Raw genomic sequence first — 18062 nt, forward strand, 5'->3', positions numbered from 1 at the left:
CCTAGACGCCCAGGAGCCAGCCTTCTTCCTGTTCGACCTGGGCGATCAGTTCGGGCGAGGCGTCCTTGGGCGGGGCGAACGCCTTGGCCAGGTCGCCGGCCTCGTCCATGCGGGCGAGGGCCTCGGCCGTGGAGCGGACCTGGGCCTGGTCCTTGAACTCGCCGGGTTGAGGCTTGGTCTCGTGCATCGACGGCCAGACCTCGACAACCAGGGCCGACAAGGGTTCCACGTCATCGGGGGTCAGCGCGCGCCAGCCGGTGCCGAAGGGCCAGACGGCGCCTGACGGGCCGAGGCTTTCCAGAAGCCGCCGCACAGCCGGGATGCCGACCAGGGTCTGGCCGCCCACGGCGCCGGCGCCGTGCATCTGCCACACGCTCTTGGGCTGAAGCCGGCCCTTGCGAGCCGCGTTTTCTGTGGCGCGGAACTCGGGGATGTCGGCGCCGGAGCCGGCGGGCGGTTTCGTCGTGGTCAACCAGCGCTGGGCCTGTTTGGCCGGCGCGCCCCACAGAGGCCAGGCCTCATCGGTCATCAGCCGGTTCATCTTGGCCGCGACCTGATAGCGGTTGTTGGTGTTGTCGGGTTTGTCCACGACGTTGGAGGCGATGAATTTCCACATCAGCTGCCAGGGGGGCTGCCCCGCCGTTCCCTCCAGCTTCAGCCGTGCGGCCGTGCCGGCGGGATAGCCGAAGTTGAAGTCCAGCCCGACCAGAACCCGGTCGCCGCGCTTTCTGTGGTCCGCCAGGATCGAGGCCAGCAGGGCTTCGCCCTCGGCCCGGGTCGCGACATTGTGCGTCTCGGTATAGAGGCGGAAACGCACGTCGCGCTTGGCCACGCCGATCCACAGCGAGGTGTCGCCGAGCTTCTTGGTTTCGGCGGCGGTCCAGTCAGCGACGATATAGGCGTCGAAAAGGCGGGCCAAGGCGGCCTCCCTGATAAAGGCGTGTCGGTTAGGAATGAGCCGGGCTTCTAACGCCGCATCGCGGCGACTGAAAGGCCCATGCGGCGTCTCAGCCCTTCAGCAGGGCCTCCAGATGCGACAGCCAGCGGCGACCGAGACGAAGCGCTTCCCCCGGTGAGCCGGTCTGGACAGGCAGGGCGGCGTCCCACAAGGCCAGTTCGAACTCCGGGTGGCGGGCGTCGGCGAACATCAGCCGAAGCACCACCTGTTCGGCGTCGGGGGCCAGCACGTCCAGCGACTTGCGCGCCTCGCCGCGACGGATGCGGGCGACGACGTGGCCGTCCACGATGATCTCGCCCCCCTCGACCTCATCGAAGGCGTAGACCAAGCCATGGGCGCCGTTGGCCCACAGCACGACGACCTGTTCGACGTCGAAGTTCAGGGCGCAGGCGCGACCTTCGCCCGGCGACAAGGCCTCGACCTCCGGCGCGGCGCCCAAGGTCTTCAGCATAGCGCGGTGCAAACGGCGTGGCGGCTCCATCCACCACGACAGCGCCAGGGCCAGGGTCGTCAGCAGGGCCGCCGCGAGGGCGATCAGCAACACCACCCGCAAGACGTCGGCCATGGTCGTCAGGCCTCCAGATCGAGATCGACCACCACAGGAACGTGGTCGCTGGGTTTTTCCATTTCGCGGGCGTCGCGGTGGGTCTCGATTCCCCGGAACCGGTCGGCGGCCTGGGGCGACAGCAGGGCGAAGTCGATGCGGATGCCATGGTCCCGCTGCCAGGCGCCGGCCTGATAGTCCCAAAAGGTGTAGGTGCCGGCCGGTTCGCCGCCGATCTCGTGCGCGTCGGCCAGACCCAGGTTCTTCAGAGCGCGGAAAGCCTGGCGGCTCTGAGGCTGGAACAGGGCGTCGTCGGTCCAGGCGGTCGGATTCTTGGCGTCCTCGGCCTCGGGGATGACGTTGTAGTCGCCGCACAGGGCCAGCGGCTCCTCGAACGCCAGCAGATCCTGGGCATGGCGGTTCAACCGATCGAACCAGGCCAGCTTGTAGGCGAACTTCTCGGTCCCGATCGGATTGCCGTTCGGCAAATAGATGGCGCCGACGCGAATGGGCCGGGGCGCCTCGACCAGAGCCTCGATATAGCGCGCCTGTTCGTCAGTCTCGTCGCCAGGCAGGCCGCGCCGGATGTCGGACAGCGGATACTTCGACAGCAGTGCGACGCCGTTGTAGCTCTTCTGCCCGTGGGTCTCGACGTTGTAGCCCAGGCTCTCGAAGGCCTCCTGCGGGAACTTCTCGTCCACGCATTTGATCTCCTGGAAACAGGCGACGTCGGGGGCGGCCTGCTCCAGCCACGCCAGCACGGTGGGCAGGCGGGCGTTGATGGAGTTCACGTTCCAGGTGGCGATGCGCATGGCGACGACGCTAGGCTGCGTCTCGGTTTTGGAAAAGAGGGCGCAAAATAAAAGGGCCGCCGGATCGCTCCGACGGCCCTTTCGTCTGGTCTCTGTCGTCGTTTATGGGCGACCGCCGGCAGGGGCTGGCGCAGCGGCCGGAGCCGCCATTGTCAATTTGCAGCCGCCGCCGATGCGTTGTGCCGTGGCGCAAGGATAGACTTGCTGAACCGCGTTTTCAGTGTTCACGCGGGCGATGACGCCATCAGCGCCGTCGCACTTGGCTTCATAGAAAACGCCGTTGGCGTTCTGGCCCATCAGCCGAGCTTCGGTCACGTTACAAGACGCGGCATCCGACCCTGCAAGAAGGCCTTTCACGAATGCGGCATTTTCAGCGACTGTAGTGAATTCACAAACTCCGCTTTCGGCCAAAACTCGGATGCAGGGTGTCTTTGTCCAAGCTTCGCCCTCTTTCTGAATCCAGTAACCAGCAGCGTCCGCGCAACCGATTTCATAAACAACAGCCCCGTCGCCCGACTGGCCCAAAACCTTTGTCTGATCAACCGAGCAAGGTACGCTGGCTTGCTGAGCGTAGGCACGGATAAACCGATCTACATCCGTATTCGCTGCTATCGTGCATTGCATACCGACATCCGCCGCTGGATCTCTCTCGCGTACGATCCGCGCCGAATAGGCTAGATTGATGCAGCTTGTCGCGACAGGTGGCGTCTTCGCTTCAATGATGAAGCCAGCCTCTGCTCCGCATGCAACCTCGAAAACAGAGGTTTTGTCCGCCGTTTGGCCCAACAGCTTGGCCTCAGTGACCTGACATTTCGTATTCGCTAAAGTTGCCTGTTCTTGCGCGGATGCAAGAACTTGCTCTGCGGTGGGAGCGGTTGCACTAGGCGCTTGTTGTCTACGATTCTGGCGGTTCTCTCGCAGGCGCGAAGCAGAGGTTTCGCGGGTTGATTGTGCCCGGGAAGGGTCAGACGGATTTCCTGGCGCCGCCCTGCCGCCGTATTCAGGGTTGGACGTAGGGCCAGCCGATTGAGCAACGGCTGAACCAGCCAAAGCCAGGCCGATAAATGCGCTGCTAGCAAGAGCCGCAAGGACGCGATGATGGGACAAGCAGGACCTCCGAAGACCAGTTTTGTTCAGCCTTGAGCTGTCATAAGATAATCGTCAAGAGAACCACGCACAGCAAGTGTGACCTGGGTTTGGAAAGCTAGCGCGAAATGGCAAGACAAGCGTGACATCACAAAGCGATGAGCGCGAGCGGATGTCACGCCGACCCATTCTTCATTATCCCTTGGGCGCGAATGTCCCCGAACAGAGCGCAGTTGAAGTGACGCGAGGCGTGCTGTGGCTGCGGTTCGCCCTGCCGTTTCAACTGGATCACGTGAATGTCTATGCGATCCGGGACGGCGACGGCTGGGTCGTCGTCGATACGGGTTTGAAGACATCCACGACCGTTGCTGCATGGGAGACGGCGCTGGATGGCGCGCTGGGCGGCAGGCCCGTGACGCGGCTGGTCTGCACGCATATGCATCCCGATCACATCGGCTTGGCGGGCTGGCTATGTCAGCGGTCGGGCGCGCCGTTGCTGATGTCGCGACTGGAGTATGTGACCGCGAGGATGCTGATGGCCGAGGAGGCAGGCGATGCGCCGGCGGACGGCGAGCGATACTATCGCGCCGCAGGCTGGAGCGATGAGCAGATCGCGCGCTGGCGGGCCGACTACGGCGGGTTCGGCAAGGGCGTGGCGACGATGCCGCGCAGCTATCTGCGACTGTCCGACGGCGATGTCGTTCAGATCGACGGCGACGACTGGAGTGTGGTGGTCGGTTCGGGCCATAGCCCGGAGCACGTCTGCCTGTGGCGGCGGTCGGACGACGTCTTCATCGCCGGGGATCAGATCCTGCCGCGCATTTCCTCCAATGTCTCGGTCTGGTCGACGGAGCCGGAAGCCGACCCTCTGGGTGACTGGATGGACTCGCTGGACAAGCTGAGGGCGCTGTTGCCGGAGGGCGCGTTCGTCCTGCCGGCGCATGGCGAGCCCTTCTACGGCGTGCATGCGCGGCTCGATGCCCTGAAGCGAGGGCATGAGGTCGCGCTGAAACGGCTTGAGCGGACGTTGCGTCAACCGTCTAGGGTGGTCGACGGCTTCTCCGCCGTCTTCGGTCGAGTGGTCGGGGATGGGGTGCTGGGTATGGCCACAGGCGAGGCTCAGGCGCATCTGAACTATCTGGAACGACGCGGCCGCGCCCAGCGGACGCGGGACGAGAGCGGCGTCGACTGGTGGAGCGCCGTCGCACAGGACGAGGAAACGACGTGAGCGAACATATCCGCAGCGAACTGATCGACGGCGTCCTGACCGTCACCCTGGACCGGGCCGACAAGAAGAACGCCATCACCCAGGCCATGTATTCGGCCCTGGCCGAGGCGACGGAGCGGGCCCGCACGGACGATGCAGTGCGCGTACTGCTGCTGCGGGCCGAGGGCGACAGCTTCTCGGCCGGCAACGACATTCAGGACTTCATCGCCTTGGGATCGCAGGGCGCGGGACCGGGCGACATGCCCGTGTTTCGTTTCCTGAAGGCGCTGGCGGACCTGGACAAGCCGGCTGTCGCGGCGGTGAAGGGGCGGGCGGTCGGCATCGGCCTGACCATGCTGCTGCACTGCGATCTGGTGGTGGTGGCCGAGGACGCGTTGCTGTCCGTGCCCTTCGTCAATCTGGCCCTGGCGCCGGAGGCGGCGTCCAGCCTGCTGCTGCCGGCCGTGATCGGTCATCAGCGGGCCTTCGAACTGTTCGCGCTGGGCGAGCCGCTGGATGGCCGGACGGCCCTGGCCTGGGGCATCGCCAATCGCGCGGTTCCGGCCGATCAGGTCGAGGCGACGGCGGCGGAGCTGGCGGCCAAGGTGGCGGCCCGCGCGCCCAACTCGATCCGCAAGACCAAGCGGCTGATGCGCGACGCAGAAGGTCTGTGGGCGCTGATGCAGCGCGAGGGCGAAGCCTTTGGCTCTCAAATGAAGAGCCCCGAAGCGATGGAGGCCTTCATGGCTTTTACGCAGAAGCGGGCGCCGGACTTTTCGAAGGCCGGTTGAGCGGTCGTCAGAAGGCCTTGCCTTGATTTGGCGCAGCTTTGCTTCTAGGTGCGCGCGCCGATGTCGCACGCCCTTTCCATACCTCCGGCCTTAAGCCGTATCGAAGCCGAGACCCCGGCCGATGCCGCAGGCGTGGAGGCTCTGGTCATAGCCGCGTTCGGACCTGGGCGGTTCGCCAAGACGGCCGAGCGTCTGCGTGAAGGCTCGCAGCCAAGCGCGGCCTTTGTCGTCAAGCGCGACGGGGACGTGGTGGGCTCGGTGCGGCTATGGCCGGTCGTGGTTGGAGACACCTCGGCTCTGTTTTTGGGACCGATCGCGGTGGACGCCGGCCGCCGGAGCGACGGACTAGGCGCCGAACTTGTTCAGGCGTGCGTGGATCACGCACGGACGCTGGACGTCGGCGGCGTGCTGCTGGTTGGAGATGCGGCCTATTTCGAGCGGTTCGGATTCGCCCATGCGCCCGAGGCGATCCTGCCCGGACCCGTGGATCGTCGCCGCGTCCTGTGGCTGGCGACCGGCGTGGATCAGGTTTCGGGTTCGGTTCGCATCGGCTGACCCTTTCCCGTACGGTTCGCGGGGCCTAAGTCAGGGGGATGGATAATCCCAAGTCAGGACTGAACGCCGTCGCCGAAGCGGCCAAACAGGCGCCCGGCAAGGGGCTGCCGCCGGTCCACCTGTGGCATCCCGCGCATTGCGGCGACATCGATATCGTCATCCGGGCGGACGGCGTCTGGATGCACGAAGGCTCGCCCATTGGCCGCAAGGAATTGGTGCGGCTGTTCTCGACGGTGCTGAGGAAGGACCCGGACGGCTATCACCTGGTCACGCCGGTCGAAAAGCTGAAGATCACCGTCGAGGATTTGCCGTTCCGGGCTGTCGCGATGCGTCGGGAAGGCGACGCGCTGATTTTCACCACCGATGTCGGGGACGAGGTGAGGGCGAGCGAGGCCGATCCCATCGTCGTTGAAACCGATCCCACGACGGGCGAGCCGGCGCCGCGCATCCATGTGCGACGCGATTTGTGGGCGCGCATCGCGCGGTCGGTCTTCTATGAAATGGTCGAAATGGCCCAAGAGGTCGATGGACGCTTGGTCGTTCGGTCGGGCGGCCAGGTCTTCTCGCTGGGCGCGGTGACGTGAGCCTGGAGACCTTGAAGGCGCGGCTGGTCGATCGGCTGGCGCCGGTCGAGACGTGGCGGCCTGAACTGGTCGCGGCGCGGTCGGACTTCGACCTGAACCCGCAAGCGACACGGACGGCCAAGGAACTTCGGCCGGCGGCGGTGCTGATCCCGATCGTGGCGCGGCCCGAGGGCGCGACCGTGCTGTTGACGCGGCGCGCGGACACCCTGGCGCGGCACACGGGGCAGATCGCCTTCCCGGGCGGTCGGCTGGACCCTGGCGAAACCGCAGTTCAGGCGGCGCTTCGTGAGGCGGACGAGGAGGTGGCGCTGGACCCGGCGGCGGTCGAGGTGCTGGGCCTGTCGGATGCCTATGAGACGGGGACCGGATTTCTGGTCACGCCGGTGATCGGCTGGCTGCGCGAGGCGCCGGTCACGACGCCGTCGCCGGACGAGGTCGCCGAGGTGTTCGAAACGCCGTGGGACTTTCTGATGGACGCCGCCAACCATCGTCGCGACTTTTACGACATGGACGAGGGCTTGCGGCGCTGGTTCTGGGCCATGCCTTGGGGCGAGCGCTACATCTGGGGCGTGACGGCGGGGATTCTGAAGGCGTTGCACGTGCGGCTTTATGGGGATGAGGCTGTGCCAGAAGCGGCGGCCGACGAGGACGCGGCATGAGCGTCTCTGTGAAGGGACAGCCCTGGCTGGAAAGCCAGGCGACGCGGGCGGTGATGCGGGCGCTGGAAGCGGCGGGCGGTCCGGGCTGCGCGCGGTTCGTCGGCGGCTGCGTGCGCAACAGTCTGCTGGGGCATCCGGTCGATGACATCGACATCGCCACGCGCTTGCGGCCCGAACAGACCATGGCGGCGCTGAAGGCGGCCGGGTTGAAAGCCGTGCCGACTGGCGTCGAGCACGGCACGGTGACGGGCGTGTCGGAGCGGCGTCCCTATGAGATCACGACCCTGCGTCGCGATGTGGAGACGGACGGACGCCGTGCGGTGGTCGCCTTCACCGAGGACTGGGCCGAGGATGCGGCGCGGCGGGATTTCCGGCTGAACGCCCTTTACGCCGATGCGGCAGGGACGGTGTTCGATCCGACGGGCGGCGGGCTGGAGGATGCGGCGGCGGGACGCATCGTTTTCGTCGGAGAGGCGGAGACGCGCATCCGCGAGGACTACTTACGCATCCTGCGCTTCTTCCGGTTCTACGCCTGGTACGGGCGGGGTGAGCCGGACGCGATCGGACTGGCGGCGTGCGCGGCGCTGAAGGCCGGGATGGCGCAGCTGTCGGCCGAGCGGGTGTCCAAGGAGATGTTGAAACTGCTGGCGGCGCCTGACCCGCGTGCGGCGGTGCGGGCGATGGCCGAGACCGGCGTGCTGGCTCAAGTGCTGCCGCAGGCGCAGCCGCTAGCGCTGTTCGATGCGATGTGTGACCTGACCGACGATCCTGTGATGCGGCTGTCGGCCTTGGTGCCCGCAGATGCGGCAGGTGTGACGGAGATCGCGGGTGGTCTGAGATTGTCGAACGCGGTGCGAGATCGGTTGGCGGCGGCGGTCGCGGACGGGCCTGCGGTTTCGCCGACGATGAGCGACGCCGAGGCGCGAGCGGCGATCTATCGTTTGGGACGCAGGGCGTTCGAGGATCGGCTGATGCGCGCCCAGGCGGCCGGTGCGGGCGTCGGCGCGCGATTGCAGGCGCTGGCCGCCGATTGGACGCCGCCCAAGATGCCGATCGGGGGGCGCGATCTGGATCGTCTGGGCCTGAAGCCGGGGCCGAAGACAGGGCGGGTGTTGAAGGCGTTCGAGGACGGTTGGGTCGATGACGATTTCCCTGCCGAGGGGCATGAGGCGCGGCTGAAGATTCTTATCGCGGCGGCTGAGCGCGGGTGAACTCGGTGATGACGGGGCGGTGGTCGGATCCTGTCGGCTCGCCCAGGCGGCGCGTGATCAGGGCCAGATCAGGCGAGCGATAGATCTGGTCGATGGTGATGCCGGCGAAGGCGGGAATCTGGCTGGGCCAGGTGCCGGGCCAGCCGGGCGCGGGGACCAGGCCCAAGTCGGACTGGATTTGTTTGCCGATTCGAGCGCTGGAGACGCTGTTGAAGTCCCCGGCGGCGATGACGGGATGGTCTGGCGCGGCCTTCATCCGCTCGGCCAGGGCCATGACCTGGCTGATCTGACCCCACTGATATTGATAGGGCCAGGGTCGGGTCAGGTGGACGCCGAAGACGTTGATCGGGCCGATAGACGTCTGAACCGTCGCGCCCACGGCGCTGAGGCCGTCGGGGCGCTCGGGCAGGCCTTGCAGGATCGGATAGCGCGAGGCGATGATCGAGCGCGCGTGGTCGCCGGCGCGCGCCTGGCCGATCAGAACGCGGTGGGGATAGTCCGGCAGCAACTGGTCCAGCCGCGACGCCGGGGCCTGCCCCAACTCGACCAGCACCAGGATGTCGGCGTCGGCGGCCGCGATGGACCGGCGCATGGCTGCGACATCGGTGTTGAACACATACAGATTGGCCGAATAGACCCGTACGATCGGCTGGTCGGGAACCGGGGTGCCCTTCGTCGGCGTCCATTGCGGCCAGACCGACAGGGCCAGCACCACGCACGCCAGTCCACCGACGATCGAGGCCGGCCATAGGCGAAAGAGCAGACAGACCACGGTCACACCGACGGCCGCCAGCAACATCGGCGATGTGAATTGCGCCAGGATATCCACCCAGCGATGGCCGATGCCGCTGAGCGCCGCTGCGCCGAAAGCCGCCAAGCCCAGCAGCAGGGCGCTCGCCGTCACATTCGCCGCCAGCTTGATCAGGGTCATCGAAGACGTTTCTTTCGGATTGAACAGGAAGCCTCGCCCAGCGTTAAGGCGACGCTTTGGAGGGCGACATGGCCAGACGGTCGATCCGGGATATCGAGAACATCTGGTCCAATGTCGAGGGCGTCAAGAAACTGTCGGACCGGGTCATCGGCATCGGCCCGTTCGGCATGGGGCTGGACGCCATGCTGACCTGGGTGCCGGTCGTCGGCACGGCATACACGGTCGGAACGGGCGGCTGGCTGATGCTTCAGGCCGTGCGGGCCAAGGCGACGCCGGCGACCCTGGCGCGGATGGGGGCCTATATGGCCATCGACACCGCTACTGGTACGGTGCCGATCGCAGGCGACATCGTCGACACCTTCTTTCCCGGACAGCTGATGGCGGCGCGGGCGCTGCAAAAACATATCGAAAGCACCCACTGGGTCGAGGACACCGAGGCCAATGCGCGCGTCACGGGCGACCACGCGATGCACGAGGCGCGCGTGCAGAACGACAAGACGCTGAAGCGGATCATCTATCTGCACGATTGAGATGCGCTGGCTGAGGCGGCCTAGCCATCGTTTTCTCCGCAACGAATCTGCCTGAAATCAACGGCCTGATCCAAATGAACGGCCGTCTTCCGGCCTGAGGAAGGGCTGCGTCCAGACTGATCTCCACGACAACGGAGAGAAGAATGAGCGACGATTTCAGCGCGCGTCTGAACCTGCCCTATCTGGCGGCGGGGCAGATGCAGAAGCATGTGACCCTGAATACGGCCATGACCCGGCTGGACGCCCTGTTGCAGACGGCGGTGGTCAGTCGCACGACGGTCATCCAGCCGGCCGATGCGTCGGATGGCGATCTCTATATCCTGCCGCAAGAGGCCGAAGGCGTAGCCTGGGCCGGGCGGCCGGCCGGCGCCCTGATGCGGTTCGAGCGCGGCGGCTGGACCGTCGTGACGACGCCGGACGGCATGATCGCCGGCGTCCTGGATGAAGGCGTCGTGGTGGTGCGGGCCGATGAGGGCTGGATCACGCTGGGGCAGCGACTAGGCGAGGTGCAGGGCCTAACGCGGCTGGGTCTCGGGACGACCGCCGACGAAGCCAATCCCCTGGCGGCCAAGATCAACGCCGCCCTCTTCACGGCGCGCGGTGAGGAGGAAGGTGGCGACGGCGACCTGCGCCTGACGCTGAACAAGACGACGGCGGGCGATGTCCTGTCGCTGCTGTTCCAGAGCGGATACGCCGCCCGCGCAGAGCTGGGCCTGATCGGCGACGACGACCTGAGCCTCAAGGCCTGCGACGACGCCGGGATATGGCGGTCGGTGTGCCGCGTCGATCGCGCGACGGGACGTGTCGCCTTCGATCAGGGCGCGATCCGGCGCGACACGACGCTGTTCACCAGCGATGACGACTATGCCCTGCCGGCCTGGGCGCGCTGGGTCGAGGCGACCTGCGTGGGCGGTGGTGGCGGCGGGGGCGAAGGGCTGGCGGGTCCGGCTGGTGCGTCGCGTCTCGGCGGCGGCGGAGGCGGCGCCGGCGGGCTGAGCCTAGGACGCTGGTCGGCCGACGATCTGGACGGCGTCCTGACGATCACGGTCGGCGCCGGCGGGATCGGCGGCGTGTCGGGCGGCGATAGTGAGGTCGCGACGGGTGACACGGTCCTGTTGCGCGCGACGGGCGGGACCGCAGGCGGCCCTGGCGTCGGTGGAGCAGGCGGTATCGGCCAACGGCTCGCCAATCCCGGCGGCAGCTCTTCGACAACCGCGACGGCGGCGACGGGCGTAGAAACCCTCTGCTCGGACGGGCCGGGCGGAGGCGGGGCAGGCGGCGGTCTGAGCGCGGACGGTGTCGTCTATGCCGGAGGCGAGGGCGGCGTGGGCGGCTGGTCGGGCCTTCGCGCGGCCGGCGGCGTCTCGGGCGCTGCGGGGCAAGCCTCGCCCAAGCCGCTGTTGTCGATGGTCGGCGGCGGCGGCGGGGGCGGCGATGCATCAGCGAGCGGAGCGGGCGGTCCCGGCGGCTCAGGCGCGCTGTTCGGGGCCGGGGGCGGGGGAGGCGGCGCGGGCCTGACCTTCGGCGGGCAAGGCGGTTCGGGCGCGTCGGGCGCGGTTCTGATCACGGTCGTCGGATGAGCCGGCGTGGACATCCGGCTGAGCCGGTCGAGGTGCTGGAGGCCGAGGCATGGGAAGCGCCCGACAGCCTCAGCGACGGGGAATGGCGCGCCCAGTTTGGCTGGGACGGCCGTTGCGCCGTCGAAACCTATGACGAGGAGGACGAACGATGACCCGACACAAGCAGGGGGCGATCCCCTTGGCGGAGGGGCGATGGCTGTTTCGTCGCCTCTACGCATTCGCCGTCAGCGCGGGGCTGTGGGTGCTTTTGATGCGCACGGTCGGGCGGACGCCGCCGGAGATGCTGCCCAGGATCACGGACGGGCTGATGGGTCTGCTGGCCCTGATCCTGGTGCTTTATCTGGTGGCGCCGACCGCTCAGCAGTTGATCACCCTGATCGCCACCGCCCGGCTGCGGATCAGCGGAGGCCGACCATGAGCTTTCGTCTGTCCAGCCGGTCGCGCGCGCGGCTGATCGGTGTGCACCCGGCTCTGATTGCGGTGGTCGAGGCGGCGATCGCGCGCACGCCGGTGGATTTCATGATCACCGAGGGACTGCGCACAACCGAACGTCAGGCTGTCCTGGTCAGGGCGGGCGCCAGCCGCACGACGCGCTCGCGTCATCTGACGGGTCACGCTGTCGATGTCGCCGCGCTGGTCGAAGGGCAGGTGCGCTGGGACTGGCCCCTGTATGACCGGATCGCTCAGGCGTTCAAGGCGGCGGCGCGGGATCTCAAGGCGCCGCTGATCTGGGGCGGGGACTGGAAGACGCTGCGGGACGGTCCGCATTTCGAGCTGGATCGAAAGGCCTTTCCATGAGGGTTGGATCCATACTGCGGGCGCTGACGCCGCTCGGCTGGTTGACGACCGCTGCGGCGGTTGTGGCGCTGGGGGGCGTCCTGCTGGGCGGACTCGGCTTTCGCTGGGATCCGCTGAACCTGCAGCACAAGCGTCTGGAGGCCGCGCGCAATCAGGCGCGGGATGCGACTGCCGTGGCGGCGGCGCAGGCTGACGCCCGACGCATCGAAACCGAAGGCGCCGCGGCTCAGGCCCAGCGCGTCGATCACTATCACCACATGACGGGGGCGGCGGACCGGGCGACCACGGCCGCCGTCGCCCAGAGCAGGAGCGCCGACGATGCCGACCATTCCTTGGAGAACCGCCGCGCTGATCGCCTGCGCGACCATGACCGCGAACTGTGCCGCGTTGCCCCCGATCTCGACGGTTGCGCCGGCGCGACTGGTCTTGCCGGAGGTGGCGACACGCCCGTGCGCGCTGGCAACCCTGCCGGCTGAACCGACGGCCGGCGATCTGGACGCGGCCTATCTGCTGCGCGGCGCCCAGATCGTGACCTGCGACGGGGCGCGGCGGCTGGCGGTCGAGACCCTGTTGGCCGAACGCGCGATGCAGGACGCGCAGGTGCGACGCCGCGACTGACGCCCTGCAAAAACGACTCGGCAACTTCTGCCGCCTGGTGTGCAGGCTTGCCGGGTCGTTTCGCAAACCGCTGAGATAAGTTCAATGAAATCAATGTCGGAGTGTGGCTGGCGTCGAATTTTGGACTGGCCCCGCCCTTGCTCTCCTGAAGACCGAGCAAAACGCTCCTGACGCTAAAATGGCGTCGGACATCACACGAAGTGAACAGGAAAGCCAAAATGGCTACGAGCATCAATACGAACTACGGCGCCGCTGTTGCGCTGCAAAACCTCAATGCGACCAACGCTATGTTGGAGCGCACGCAAAACCGTGTCTCGACGGGCCTGAAGGTGGGCTCGGCCAAGGACAACGGCGCGATCTACGCCATCGCGACGACCCAGCGCGCCAACATGGGCGCTATGGATGCGGTTCGGAATTCACTTCAGCGCGGACAGTCGATCGTCGATGTGGCCCTGGCCGCCGGCGACACCATCACCGCCGCCCTCGAAGAGATGAAGTCGCTGGCCGTCAGCATTCAATCGTCGGTCGCCGGCTCGGCCGCCGAGACGTCTTATCTGGCCGATTTCAACGCCTTGGGTAAGGAAATCGACGCGGCGCTGAAGGGCGCGACCTTCGACGGCGTCAACCTGTGGAACACCACCACGGCCACCAACATTACCACCAACGTCAGCGGCGGAACCTATCAGATCGGTTTCGGAACGACCGACAAGGCGGCCGCCGCCCCGATCACGGCCGTCTCCGCCGGCACCGCCGCCCGCGCCGGCGCCACGACCGCCATCGTCGATACCGCCATCGCCACGATCACGGCGGATCTGGCCACGATCGGCACCCAGTCCAAGTCGGTCGGACGGCAACTGACCTTCGTCAACAAGCTGCAGGACTCGACCGAGGCCGGCATCGGCAACCTGGTGGACGCAGACCTGGCCAAGGAAAGCGCCAAGCTGACCGCCCTGCAGACCAAGCAACAGCTGGGCGTGCAGGCGCTGTCGATCGCCAACCAGGGCAGCTCGATCCTGTTGAGCCTCTTCCGCAACTAAGCCCGCCATTGGGCTGAAGGCTTCGCCTTTCGCCGTGTGGTGAACCCGCACAGGCGCAGACCAACTCGACGTGCACCCGGCAAATCTTGCCTGGTGCACGGACCAGCCCGGCAAGAGCTGCCGGGTCGGAAGGAGGGTAAATCAAAGGTAAACCAGTAAAATCAGTTAGTTGTAGGCTTTTGTGCGGATCAGAAATGGCCCGGCAATTGCTTCTTACTCACCGAGCAAAAAGCTCCCGGCGGCAAAACGACGCCGGAAATCACTGAAGTGAACAAGGAGGGCCAGAAATGCCCAGCATCAACACGAACTACGGCGCCGCAGTCGCCCTGCAGAGCCTGAACAAGACCAACGCCCAGCTGGAAACCACCCAAAACCGGATCAGCACCGGCATGAAGGTGTCTTCGGCCAAGGACAATGGCGCGATCTTCGCCATCGCCACCCAGCAGCGCGCCAACGCCGCTTCGCAAGACGCGACGCGTAACTCGCTGCAACGCAGCCAATCGATCACCGACGTGGCCCTGGCCGCCGGCGACACGATCACCTCCGCCCTGGAAGAGATGAAGTCGCTCGCTGTCAGCATCCAGTCTTCGGTTGCCGGTTCGGATGCTGAGACGGCCTATCTGAAAGACTTCAACGCCTTGGGCGCGGAAATCGCCACCGCGATCTCTGGCGCTTCGTTCGATGGCGCCAACAGCCTGACGACGCCTCTGGGCGTCGCCTCGGTGACCGGCCTGACGGGCGGCTCCGTCGCTCGTGCGGGCGCCACGACGGCTGCGGTGGACGCCGGCATCGCGACGGTCACATCGTCGCTGGCGACGCTGGGCACCCAGTCCAAGTCGCTGGGTCGCCAGATCACCTTCGTCAACAAGCTGCAAGACGCGATGGAAGCCGGTGTCGGCAACCTGGTCGATGCAGACTTGGCCAAGGAAAGCGCCAAGCTGACCGCCCTGCAAACCAAGCAACAGCTGGGCGTGCAGGCGCTGTCGATCGCCAACCAGGGCAGCTCGATCCTGCTGAGCCTGTTCCGCTAAGGCCCACGGCCCGATCGCTAAGGCGGTCGGGCCAAGGCCGCATCTGATCGGTCGTCGGTTCCCGGCGCCCGGACCTGAGCAAAATGCTCACCCCGGCAAAACGCCAGGGGATCTCACGAAGTGAACAAGGAGGGCCAGAAATGCCCAGCATCAATACGAACTACGGCGCCGCAGTCGCCCTGCAGAGCCTGAACAAGACCAGCGCCCAGCTGGAGACGACCCAGAACCGGATCAGCACCGGCCTGAAAGTCTCCTCGGCCAAAGACAATGGCGCGATCTTCGCCATCGCCACGCAACAGCGCGCCAACGCCGCCTCGCAAGACGCGGTTCGCAACTCGCTGCAACGTGGCCAGTCCATCGTCGACGTGGCGCTGGCGGCCGGCGACACCATCACCTCCGCCCTGGAAGAGATGAAGTCGCTCGCGGTCAACATCGCCTCGTCCACGGGTTCGGCGAAGACGGCCTACGAGGCCGACTTCACTGCCTTGGGCAAGGAAATCAACGACGCGATCGCCGGCGCCAGCTTCGACGGGGTCAACCTGTTGAACACGGCGGCAGGCACGACCACCGACGTCCAGACGGGTTCGGGCACCTATCGCCTGGGCACCGCCACGGCGGTCAGCGCGAACACCCAACTGGCGATGTTTACGGCGGCGACGCCGACCGTCGCCAACTACACCACCGCGAACGTCGATCTGGCGATCGCGGGCGTGACCAGCACCCTGGCCACCCTGGGCACCCAGTCCAAGTCGGTCGGGCGTCAGATCACCTTCGTCAACAAGCTTCAGGACGCGATGGAAGCTGGCGTGGGCAATCTGGTGGACGCTGATCTGGCCAAGGAAAGCGCACGACTGACCGCCCTGCAAACCAAGCAACAGCTGGGCGTGCAGGCGCTGTCGATCGCCAACCAGGGCAGCTCGATACTGCTGAGCCTCTTCCGCTAAGGCCCGGAGACCTCGCCGTCCCGGCGGCGGGGTCGTGGCCTTGAACCCCGAGCAAAACGCTCACCCCGGCAAAACGCCGGGGCTCTCACGAAGTGAAAAGGAGGGCTAGAAATGCCCAGCATCAATACGAACTACGGCGCCGCAGTCGCTCTGCAGAGCCTGAACAAGACCAGCCAACAGCTGGACACGACCCAAAACCGGATCAGCACCGGGATGAAGGTGTCGTCGGCGAAGGACAACGGTGCGATCTTCGCGATCGCCACGTCGCAACGCGCCAACGCCGCCTCGCAGGACGCCGTTCGCGCCGGCCTGCAACGCACCCAGTCGATCACCGACGTGGCTCTGGCCGCCGGCGATTCCGTCACTTCCGCCCTGGAAGAGATGAAGTCGCTCGCCGTCAACATCGCCTCGTCGACCGGCTCGGCGCAGACGGCCTATCTGGCCGACTACAACGCCTTGGGTCTGGAAGTCGCCTCGGCCATCTCCGGCGCGACCTTCGATGGCGTGAACAGCCTGACGGCACTGGGTTCGAACGCGGCGATCACCGCCGTGAACACCGGCAGCGTCACGGCCGCTAACGCCACCGCGGCGAACGTCGACGCCGCCATCTCGGCGACGACGAGCGCCCTGGCCACCTTGGGCACCCAGTCCAAGTCGCTGGGCCGTCAGATCACCTTCGTCAACAAGCTTCAGGACGCTCTTGAAGCCGGCGTGGGCAATCTGGTGGACGCCGATCTGGCCAAGGAAAGCGCCAAGCTGACCGCCCTGCAAACCAAGCAACAGCTGGGCGTGCAGGCGTTGTCGATCGCCAACCAGGGCAGCTCGATCCTGCTGGGCCTGTTCCGCTAAGACGCGCGGCCGGAGCGGTTTCGCGACCGCTCCGGCTGATCGTTTGTTTCTCTAGAGGGCGCAGGACGACCTGTGCGTGGAGCCATGACAGACAATGTCGCAAGATCAGTAAGCGTACCTCAAATCCCTCCCGTCAGTCCGGTCGCCATCCAGCCTGCAACGCCGGCGCCGGCGGCCAGGAACGACAACCACGACGCCAGCCGCTTTCGACTGACCATCGAGGCCATGGGCGACAACCGTTTCGTCTACAAGGTTCTGGACCGTGTGACGGGCGAGGTGATCCGCCAGTTGCCGCGCGAGGATGTCGAGAAGTTGAACACCGACCCGACCTACCGCGGCGGTCGTCTGGTCGATACCGCCGTCTGAAGACAGGCCAGGGCTCAAACTCTTTAACGCCGCCGGCTCGCCGGACGGCGCAATCATGGTTTCCGGCGCGTTAACCATGTGATTACGACTCATGGTTAATCCTGTAGCCCACAGAACGTCCGGGGGCTTGAAGCCATGACCACCAGCATCCACACCAACACCTCGGCGATGATCGCCCTGCAGAATCTGAACCGCACCAACGACCAGTTGGCGGCGACGCAGAGCCGGGTGAACACGGGGCTGAAGGTTCAGGGCGCGCGCGACAACGCCGCGGTCTGGGCGGTCGCGCAAGGTCAACGCGCCGACCGGGGATCGCTCGAAGCCGTCACCACCAGCCTGAACCGCGCGACATCTATCGCCGACGTTTCGCTGGCGGCCGGCGAGCAGATCTCGGACATCCTGCTGGAGTTAAAGCAGAAGGCGACCGCAGCGGCGGACCCGAGCGCCAGCGCCGCCACCCGCACGTCCTACAATGATGAGTTTCAGGCGCTGCTGAGCTCGATCGATTCGTTCGCCAACAACGCCATCTTCGACGGCGCCAACATTCTGGACGGTTCGGCGACGACGACGCTGAACTTCCTGGCCAGCGCCGACGGCGCCGAGACCATCGCGCTGGATCGTCAGAACCTGACCGTCGCTGGCCTGTCGCTGACCGGCACGACCCTGACCAGCCAGGCCAACGCCAACACGGCCCTGGCCGCCGTCAACGCCGCCATCACCACCAGCAGCGCGCGTCTGGCGGAACTGGGCGCCCAGTCCAAGCAGATCGAACGCCACACCACCTATGTCGGCAAGCTGTCGGACGCGCTGGAAGCCGGCATCGGCAATCTGGTGGACGCGGACCTGGCCAAGGAAAGCGCCCGCCTTCAGGCCCTGCAGGTCCAGCAGCAGCTCGGCGTGCAGGCCCTGTCGATCGCCAACCAGGCGCCGCAGGTCATCCTGTCGCTGTTCAAGGGCTGATCGGACAGCTT

Annotated in this window: 24 protein-coding genes; 19 read left to right on the forward strand and 5 right to left on the reverse strand. The window is 66.4% G+C overall.

What is annotated here, in order from left to right:
• Position 1 precedes the first annotated feature (1 nt).
• The 4 genes from ASF31_RS02600 to ASF31_RS02615 all read right to left on the reverse strand — a co-directional run bounded on the left by ASF31_RS02600 (position 2) and on the right by ASF31_RS02615 (position 3421).
• A complete protein-coding gene (locus tag ASF31_RS02600) occupies positions 2-919 on the reverse strand; it encodes a hypothetical protein (RefSeq protein ID WP_055753175.1) in 918 nt (305 codons plus the stop codon).
• A gap of 88 nt (positions 920-1007) precedes the next feature.
• Positions 1008-1523: a hypothetical protein gene (locus ASF31_RS02605; protein WP_055753176.1), complete on the reverse strand. Its 516-nt coding sequence runs from the start codon at positions 1521-1523 to the stop codon at positions 1008-1010.
• Positions 1524-1528: 5 nt separating this feature from the next.
• A complete protein-coding gene (gene xth / locus ASF31_RS02610) occupies positions 1529-2314 on the reverse strand; it encodes an exodeoxyribonuclease III (RefSeq protein WP_055753177.1) in 786 nt (261 codons plus the stop codon).
• A gap of 102 nt (positions 2315-2416) precedes the next feature.
• Positions 2417-3421 (reverse strand): hypothetical protein, encoded by a 1005-nt coding sequence (locus ASF31_RS02615; RefSeq protein ID WP_055753178.1) that lies wholly within the window; start codon positions 3419-3421, stop codon positions 2417-2419.
• Positions 3422-3638: 217 nt separating this feature from the next.
• Between ASF31_RS02615 and ASF31_RS02620 the strand changes: the two genes are divergently transcribed.
• Genes ASF31_RS02620 through ASF31_RS02645 form a run of 6 tightly spaced genes read left to right on the forward strand, consistent with a single transcriptional unit; the run spans position 3639 to position 8407 of the window.
• The gene (locus ASF31_RS02620) at positions 3639-4628 is read left to right on the forward strand and encodes an MBL fold metallo-hydrolase (RefSeq protein WP_235551225.1); all 990 of its coding nucleotides are present in this window, start codon (positions 3639-3641) and stop codon (positions 4626-4628) included.
• Positions 4625-5398 carry an enoyl-CoA hydratase gene (locus ASF31_RS02625; RefSeq protein WP_055753180.1) on the forward strand — a complete coding sequence of 258 codons (774 nt, stop codon included), beginning with the start codon at positions 4625-4627 and terminating at the stop codon, positions 5396-5398. The genes ASF31_RS02620 and ASF31_RS02625 overlap by 4 nt, the downstream gene beginning before the upstream one ends.
• 60 nt (positions 5399-5458) lie before the next feature.
• Positions 5459-5953 carry a GNAT family N-acetyltransferase gene (locus tag ASF31_RS02630; RefSeq protein WP_055753364.1) on the forward strand — a complete coding sequence of 165 codons (495 nt, stop codon included), beginning with the start codon at positions 5459-5461 and terminating at the stop codon, positions 5951-5953.
• A gap of 38 nt (positions 5954-5991) precedes the next feature.
• The gene (locus tag ASF31_RS02635; protein WP_055753181.1) at positions 5992-6537 is read left to right on the forward strand and encodes a DUF1285 domain-containing protein; all 546 of its coding nucleotides are present in this window, start codon (positions 5992-5994) and stop codon (positions 6535-6537) included.
• Positions 6534-7196 (forward strand): CoA pyrophosphatase, encoded by a 663-nt coding sequence (locus tag ASF31_RS02640; RefSeq protein ID WP_055753182.1) that lies wholly within the window; start codon positions 6534-6536, stop codon positions 7194-7196. Before ASF31_RS02635 ends, ASF31_RS02640 begins: the two co-directional genes overlap by 4 nt.
• Positions 7193-8407: a CCA tRNA nucleotidyltransferase gene (locus ASF31_RS02645; RefSeq protein WP_055753183.1), complete on the forward strand. Its 1215-nt coding sequence runs from the start codon at positions 7193-7195 to the stop codon at positions 8405-8407. Before ASF31_RS02640 ends, ASF31_RS02645 begins: the two co-directional genes overlap by 4 nt.
• On the opposite strand, the gene ASF31_RS02650 is transcribed toward ASF31_RS02645, so the two are convergent.
• A complete protein-coding gene (locus ASF31_RS02650; protein ID WP_055753184.1) occupies positions 8382-9338 on the reverse strand; it encodes an endonuclease/exonuclease/phosphatase family protein in 957 nt (318 codons plus the stop codon). The two genes, ASF31_RS02645 and ASF31_RS02650, sit on opposite strands and share 26 nt — an antisense overlap.
• Before the next feature lie 68 nt (positions 9339-9406).
• On the opposite strand from ASF31_RS02650, the gene ASF31_RS02655 reads away from it, so the two are divergent.
• The 13 genes from ASF31_RS02655 (at position 9407) to ASF31_RS02710 (ending at position 18051) form a co-directional block, all read left to right on the forward strand.
• Positions 9407-9868 (forward strand): DUF4112 domain-containing protein, encoded by a 462-nt coding sequence (locus ASF31_RS02655; RefSeq protein WP_055753365.1) that lies wholly within the window; start codon positions 9407-9409, stop codon positions 9866-9868.
• A gap of 143 nt (positions 9869-10011) precedes the next feature.
• Complete coding sequence (locus ASF31_RS02660) at positions 10012-11448, forward strand: DUF2793 domain-containing protein (RefSeq protein ID WP_055753185.1); 1437 nt, start codon at positions 10012-10014, stop codon at positions 11446-11448.
• Positions 11445-11600 carry a hypothetical protein gene (locus ASF31_RS14385; protein ID WP_156355834.1) on the forward strand — a complete coding sequence of 52 codons (156 nt, stop codon included), beginning with the start codon at positions 11445-11447 and terminating at the stop codon, positions 11598-11600. The genes ASF31_RS02660 and ASF31_RS14385 overlap by 4 nt, the downstream gene beginning before the upstream one ends.
• Entirely contained in the window at positions 11597-11866 is a 270-nt protein-coding gene (locus ASF31_RS02665) for a hypothetical protein (protein WP_055753186.1), read from the forward strand. Before ASF31_RS14385 ends, ASF31_RS02665 begins: the two co-directional genes overlap by 4 nt.
• Positions 11863-12246, forward strand: a complete 384-nt coding sequence (locus tag ASF31_RS02670) for a M15 family metallopeptidase (RefSeq protein ID WP_055753187.1) — start codon at positions 11863-11865, stop codon at positions 12244-12246. Before ASF31_RS02665 ends, ASF31_RS02670 begins: the two co-directional genes overlap by 4 nt.
• Positions 12243-12722, forward strand: a complete 480-nt coding sequence (locus ASF31_RS02675) for a hypothetical protein (RefSeq protein ID WP_055753188.1) — start codon at positions 12243-12245, stop codon at positions 12720-12722. The genes ASF31_RS02670 and ASF31_RS02675 overlap by 4 nt, the downstream gene beginning before the upstream one ends.
• Positions 12682-12864, forward strand: coding sequence for a hypothetical protein (locus tag ASF31_RS02680; RefSeq protein ID WP_197458562.1), 183 nt, complete (start codon positions 12682-12684; stop codon positions 12862-12864). Before ASF31_RS02675 ends, ASF31_RS02680 begins: the two co-directional genes overlap by 41 nt.
• 218 nt (positions 12865-13082) lie before the next feature.
• Complete coding sequence (locus ASF31_RS02685; RefSeq protein WP_055753190.1) at positions 13083-13901, forward strand: flagellin; 819 nt, start codon at positions 13083-13085, stop codon at positions 13899-13901.
• Positions 13902-14188: 287 nt separating this feature from the next.
• Positions 14189-14932 carry a flagellin gene (locus ASF31_RS02690; protein WP_055753191.1) on the forward strand — a complete coding sequence of 248 codons (744 nt, stop codon included), beginning with the start codon at positions 14189-14191 and terminating at the stop codon, positions 14930-14932.
• A 140-nt stretch (positions 14933-15072) separates the two neighbouring features.
• Complete coding sequence (locus tag ASF31_RS02695; RefSeq protein ID WP_055753192.1) at positions 15073-15876, forward strand: flagellin; 804 nt, start codon at positions 15073-15075, stop codon at positions 15874-15876.
• A gap of 111 nt (positions 15877-15987) precedes the next feature.
• A complete protein-coding gene (locus ASF31_RS02700; protein WP_055753193.1) occupies positions 15988-16725 on the forward strand; it encodes a flagellin in 738 nt (245 codons plus the stop codon).
• Positions 16726-16809: 84 nt separating this feature from the next.
• Entirely contained in the window at positions 16810-17091 is a 282-nt protein-coding gene (locus ASF31_RS14600) for a hypothetical protein (protein WP_156355835.1), read from the forward strand.
• 135 nt (positions 17092-17226) lie between these two features.
• Positions 17227-18051 carry a flagellin gene (locus ASF31_RS02710; protein WP_055753194.1) on the forward strand — a complete coding sequence of 275 codons (825 nt, stop codon included), beginning with the start codon at positions 17227-17229 and terminating at the stop codon, positions 18049-18051.
• The last annotated feature ends 11 nt before the right edge of the window (positions 18052-18062 follow it).

Origin of the sequence: Brevundimonas sp. Leaf280 (assembly GCF_001422455.1) — a bacterium.
Classification (GTDB): domain Bacteria; phylum Pseudomonadota; class Alphaproteobacteria; order Caulobacterales; family Caulobacteraceae; genus Brevundimonas.

Bases quoted from the DNA above. Each gene is read 5' to 3' on its own strand.
- ASF31_RS02690 (WP_055753191.1), top strand. From the start codon at position 14,189: ATGCCCAGCATCAACACGAACTACGGCGCCGCAGTCGCCCTGCAGAGC.
- ASF31_RS02700 (WP_055753193.1), top strand. From the start codon at position 15,988: ATGCCCAGCATCAATACGAACTACGGCGCCGCAGTCGCTCTGCAGAGC.
- ASF31_RS02670 (WP_055753187.1), top strand. From the start codon at position 11,863: ATGAGCTTTCGTCTGTCCAGCCGGTCGCGCGCGCGGCTGATCGGTGTG.
- ASF31_RS02650 (WP_055753184.1), bottom strand. From the start codon at position 9,338: ATGACCCTGATCAAGCTGGCGGCGAATGTGACGGCGAGCGCCCTGCTG.
- ASF31_RS02665 (WP_055753186.1), top strand. From the start codon at position 11,597: ATGACCCGACACAAGCAGGGGGCGATCCCCTTGGCGGAGGGGCGATGG.
- ASF31_RS02635 (WP_055753181.1), top strand. From the start codon at position 5,992: ATGGATAATCCCAAGTCAGGACTGAACGCCGTCGCCGAAGCGGCCAAA.
- ASF31_RS02660 (WP_055753185.1), top strand. From the start codon at position 10,012: ATGAGCGACGATTTCAGCGCGCGTCTGAACCTGCCCTATCTGGCGGCG.
- ASF31_RS02630 (WP_055753364.1), top strand. From the start codon at position 5,459: ATGTCGCACGCCCTTTCCATACCTCCGGCCTTAAGCCGTATCGAAGCC.
- ASF31_RS02675 (WP_055753188.1), top strand. From the start codon at position 12,243: ATGAGGGTTGGATCCATACTGCGGGCGCTGACGCCGCTCGGCTGGTTG.
- ASF31_RS14385 (WP_156355834.1), top strand. From the start codon at position 11,445: ATGAGCCGGCGTGGACATCCGGCTGAGCCGGTCGAGGTGCTGGAGGCC.
- ASF31_RS02605 (WP_055753176.1), bottom strand. From the start codon at position 1,523: ATGGCCGACGTCTTGCGGGTGGTGTTGCTGATCGCCCTCGCGGCGGCC.
- ASF31_RS02710 (WP_055753194.1), top strand. From the start codon at position 17,227: ATGACCACCAGCATCCACACCAACACCTCGGCGATGATCGCCCTGCAG.
- ASF31_RS02695 (WP_055753192.1), top strand. From the start codon at position 15,073: ATGCCCAGCATCAATACGAACTACGGCGCCGCAGTCGCCCTGCAGAGC.
- ASF31_RS02655 (WP_055753365.1), top strand. From the start codon at position 9,407: ATGGCCAGACGGTCGATCCGGGATATCGAGAACATCTGGTCCAATGTC.
- ASF31_RS02685 (WP_055753190.1), top strand. From the start codon at position 13,083: ATGGCTACGAGCATCAATACGAACTACGGCGCCGCTGTTGCGCTGCAA.
- ASF31_RS14600 (WP_156355835.1), top strand. From the start codon at position 16,810: ATGACAGACAATGTCGCAAGATCAGTAAGCGTACCTCAAATCCCTCCC.
- xth (WP_055753177.1), bottom strand. From the start codon at position 2,314: ATGCGCATCGCCACCTGGAACGTGAACTCCATCAACGCCCGCCTGCCC.
- ASF31_RS02645 (WP_055753183.1), top strand. From the start codon at position 7,193: ATGAGCGTCTCTGTGAAGGGACAGCCCTGGCTGGAAAGCCAGGCGACG.